6 protein-coding genes are annotated in these 3,771 nt (G+C 39.6%); all 6 read right to left on the reverse strand.

The window, feature by feature from the left end:
- Positions 1-31 precede the first annotated feature (31 nt).
- The 6 genes from HR060_RS18930 to HR060_RS18955 all read right to left on the reverse strand — a co-directional run bounded on the left by HR060_RS18930 (position 32) and on the right by HR060_RS18955 (position 3,717).
- Positions 32-874, reverse strand: coding sequence for an IS3 family transposase (locus HR060_RS18930; RefSeq protein ID WP_343044279.1), 843 nt, complete (start codon positions 872-874; stop codon positions 32-34).
- Between the two features lie 11 nt (positions 875-885).
- Complete coding sequence (locus HR060_RS18935) at positions 886-1,197, reverse strand: transposase (protein WP_217434979.1); 312 nt, start codon at positions 1,195-1,197, stop codon at positions 886-888.
- Between the two features lie 254 nt (positions 1,198-1,451).
- Complete coding sequence (locus HR060_RS18940; RefSeq protein WP_174201839.1) at positions 1,452-2,453, reverse strand: hypothetical protein; 1,002 nt, start codon at positions 2,451-2,453, stop codon at positions 1,452-1,454.
- Positions 2,454-2,551: 98 nt separating this feature from the next.
- Positions 2,552-2,824: an IS3 family transposase gene (locus HR060_RS19560; RefSeq protein ID WP_174201840.1), complete on the reverse strand. Its 273-nt coding sequence runs from the start codon at positions 2,822-2,824 to the stop codon at positions 2,552-2,554.
- A gap of 3 nt (positions 2,825-2,827) precedes the next feature.
- Positions 2,828-3,394 (reverse strand): IS3 family transposase, encoded by a 567-nt coding sequence (locus tag HR060_RS18950; protein WP_343044280.1) that lies wholly within the window; start codon positions 3,392-3,394, stop codon positions 2,828-2,830.
- Between the two features lie 11 nt (positions 3,395-3,405).
- Complete coding sequence (locus tag HR060_RS18955) at positions 3,406-3,717, reverse strand: transposase (protein ID WP_217434979.1); 312 nt, start codon at positions 3,715-3,717, stop codon at positions 3,406-3,408.
- Positions 3,718-3,771: the final 54 nt, after the last annotated feature.

A 3,771-nucleotide genomic window follows, 5' to 3' on the forward strand; every position in this document is an offset into this window, starting at 1 on the left:
CTGGTCTTACCCACCAAAAGTGGACATCATATTAAGCGTATCGTTGCTCATATCCCATTGGGCTTAAATAGCCCAAAGCAGAATGTTGACGTACGCGATTATAAAATATTTCAATGTACTCAAAGATACTCGCTTTTGCTTGCTCAATCGACTGATATTTTTCAGCAAAGACCAGTTCGACCTTTAAGCGAGAAAAGAACGACTCCATCACTGCATTATCCCAACAATTACTGCGTCGACTCATACTGGCCACTGCGCCAATAGATTGAATTAAGCCTTGGTATTTAACTGCACGATATTGCACGCCTCGGTCTGAATGAATAATAAGGCCATCGTTAACCTCTCTTCGCTCAATTGCCATTTTCAGTGCCTTGGTTATCAGTTCTTCGGTCATACTCGTATCCAATGACCAACCGACAATGGCACGTGAAAATAAATCCATGACAGTAGCCAAATAGAGCCATTGACCTTTAAACCGAATGTACGTGATATCGGATACCCATTTTGTATTAGGTAAACAGGCTTTAAATTCGCGTTTTAATACATTATCCGCGACATTCAAATTGGCATAACTGAAACGAGAATAGCGAAAGGCTCGACCATTTCGAGCGCGCAGCCCTTGAGACTTTATCACCTCAGCCACCGTATTAACACAGCAAGGTATATCATTGGATTTTAAAGCGCGTGTTAATCTTGGGGCGCCATATCTCGCCTTATAATGCTCAAACATTGACACGATTGCCTGTTGTAGCAAAGTGTGACGCTTGGCTTTATCACTCGGTTTACGATGAATAAACTGATAATAGCCAGAGCGTGAGACTTTCATCGCTTTACACATAATAGTGATGCGAAATTGCCCCACAAACTGCTGTATTAGGGCGTACTTTACTCTTGGTTTTTCGCAAAGTACGCAGCTGCCTTTTTTAGAAAATCATTCTCTTCTTGTAAGTCAGCCAGTTGTTGTTTGAGCTTTTTAACTTCAGCAGAGTCGTTTGTTTTAAATTGAACACCATTAACCGAGCTAAATTGCTTGTCGGTTAAACGGTTAAATTGACGACGCCAGTTATAAATTTGCTGGGCTGAGATACCCAACTCAGCGGCCACTGTTGCATTCGTATTGCCGGGTTGGTCTGCACGACGAACAGCCTCTTTACGAAACTCTTCTGTGTAGGTTTGTTTTTTCTTTTTACTGGTCATAAATCACCTCTTATCTAACTATAAGAGATGTCCACTTTTTTTGGGTAAGTCCGAAAGCTAACGCCCAAATAACAGGCTAATAAAGCTTGGCTATAATTGTGAGCGTAGCGAACCAAGCCAAGCTTTATTAGTCCGCGTTGATTTGTTTGTTATAGGCCAGATACAAAAAATCCCTTGAAACCAAAGGTCAACAAGGGATTTTCGAATTTGATAAATAAACCTTAAATAGTTTCCGTTGATTGGTAGCTCATGATTTATTCTCCACTTTTTTGAGGAACTAAAACTAGTATATATCCTTGGCCTGGCAGTAGCAAGTTATCAGGAGTAACAAGTTGCCAGCGTTCAAAGCCATGTCCATCATCCGTAATATAGTGCTCGTCAGGTAATTCACCTAACCCAAAGCGTTCAAAATGAACTTTATGAGATTCAGGTACTTTTACTCGAATCTTAGCACCTTTTATATATCTTTTTATAGCACCTTTTATGTAAGGGTCATTTGTTAGATCCTGAGTCCACTCTACGACTCTTTCTAGCCTTATAATACGTTCATCAGTATTAGCCTTTTTATTGGCATGTTCTCTCAATGGAACTTCAAGCAAGTGACGGTTTGGGTTCTTAGGGTCTACCGTAAAAAGTTCAGGCTTATAAAATGAGGCACCATTTAAACGAAGAGCTTTAAAAGTAAATTTACCTTCGGTTTCAATATATTGTTTAAGTGTAGGATCTTTTGTAAAAGGTGAAATAATTAAAGTTGAATTGGTTACGCTTTTAACTGTTGCAATGTTACTTTCATCGATGGATATTTCATAGGAAACAGTATGTTCTTCAAAGTGATAATCAAGCTCAGAATTAAAAAATTGTTTTTCAATTCGTTCCACTGCTTGGTGGTGAGTACTAGGAAGGACATTTTTTAATAATGCATTTGTAATACTTTTCCACTTTTCGATTAATGGAACTCCATCCTTAACTTCTTGAGGGGAATAAAAAACATCATAAATGTGTTTTTGAAAAAGCTCTGTAAATTGTGCAGATTTCATTATGACAGCAAATACACCGGCGCCGAGAATCGCACTGCCAGATTTTAATATTGCTTCACCGGTACCTGATGGGACGTATTTCCAACTATCAATTGAGCCACCAAAGATAGCTCCAATAAAAACAAAAAGCAGGCCAAGCCAGAATAGTACAATTGATAAGTTATTTTTAGTAGGTTCAATAATGAGCTTATCGAAAAATCCTTTTTGTAAATCAGACAAAATTAACTCCATGGATAATGAAAATGTGCATTATACTTTAAATCCCCCACTGATCTATGACATGGCCTTGGTCTTACCCACCAAAAGTGGACATCATATTAAGCGTATCGTTGCTCATATTCCATTGGGCTTAAATAGCCCAAAGCAGAATGTTGACGTACGCGATTATAAAATATTTCAATGTACTCAAAGATACTCGCTTTTGCTTGCTCAATCGACTGATATTTTTCAGCAAAGACCAGTTCGACCTTTAAGCGAGAAAAGAACGACTCCATCACTGCATTATCCCAACAATTACTGCGTCGACTCATACTGGCCACTGCGCCAATAGATTGAATTAAGCCTTGGTATTTAACTGCACGATATTGCACGCCTCAGTCTGAATGAATAATAAGGCCATCGTTAACCTCTCTTCGCTCAATTGCCATTTTCAGTGCCTTGGTTATCAGTTCTTCGGTCATACTCGTATCCAATGACCAACCGACAATGGCACGTGAAAATAAATCCATGACAGTAGCCAAATAGAGCCATTGACCTTTAAACCGAATGTACGTGATATCGGGTACCCATTTTGTATTAGGTAAACAGGCTTTAAATTCGCGTTTTAATACATTATCTGCGACATTCAAATTGGCATAACTGAAACGAGAATAGCGAAAGGCTCGACCATTTCGAGCGCGCAGCCCTTGAGACTTCATCACCTCAGCCACCGTATTAACACAGCAAGGTATATCATTGGATTTTAAAGCGCGTGTTAATCTTGGGGCGCCATATCTCGCCTTATAATGCTCAAACATTGACACGATGGCCTGTTGTAGCAAAGTGTGACGCTTGGCTTTATCACTCGGTTTACGATGAATACACTGATAATAGCCAGAGCGTGCGACTTTCATCGCTTTACACATAATAGTGATGCGAAATTGCCCCACAAACTGCTGTATTAGGGCGTACTTTACTCTTGGTTTTTCGCAAAGTACGCAGCTGCCTTTTTTAGAAAATCATTCTCTTCTTGCAAGTCAGCCAGTTGTTGTTTGAGCTTTTTAACTTCAGCAGAGTCGTTTGTTTTAAATTGAACACCATTAACCGAGCTAAATTGCTTGTCGGTTAAACGGTTAAATTGACGACGCCAGTTATAAATTTGCTGGGCTGAGATACCCAACTCAGCGGCCACTGTTGCATTCGTATTGCCGGGTTGGTCTGCACGACGAACAGCCTCTTTACGAAACTCTTCTGTGTAGGTTTGTTTTTTCTTTTTACTGGTCATAAATCACCTCTTATCTAACTATAAGAGATGTCCACTTTTTTTGGGTAAGTCCGA

This window comes from Marinifaba aquimaris, from assembly GCF_013328345.1.
Taxonomy (GTDB): Bacteria; Pseudomonadota; Gammaproteobacteria; order Enterobacterales; family Alteromonadaceae; genus Marinifaba; species Marinifaba aquimaris.

Excerpts from the sequence above, each read along its gene's own strand:
- HR060_RS18935 (WP_217434979.1), bottom strand. The coding sequence starts at position 1,197 with ATGACCAGTAAAAAGAAAAAACAAACCTACACAGAAGAGTTTCGTAAA.
- HR060_RS18955 (WP_217434979.1), bottom strand. The coding sequence starts at position 3,717 with ATGACCAGTAAAAAGAAAAAACAAACCTACACAGAAGAGTTTCGTAAA.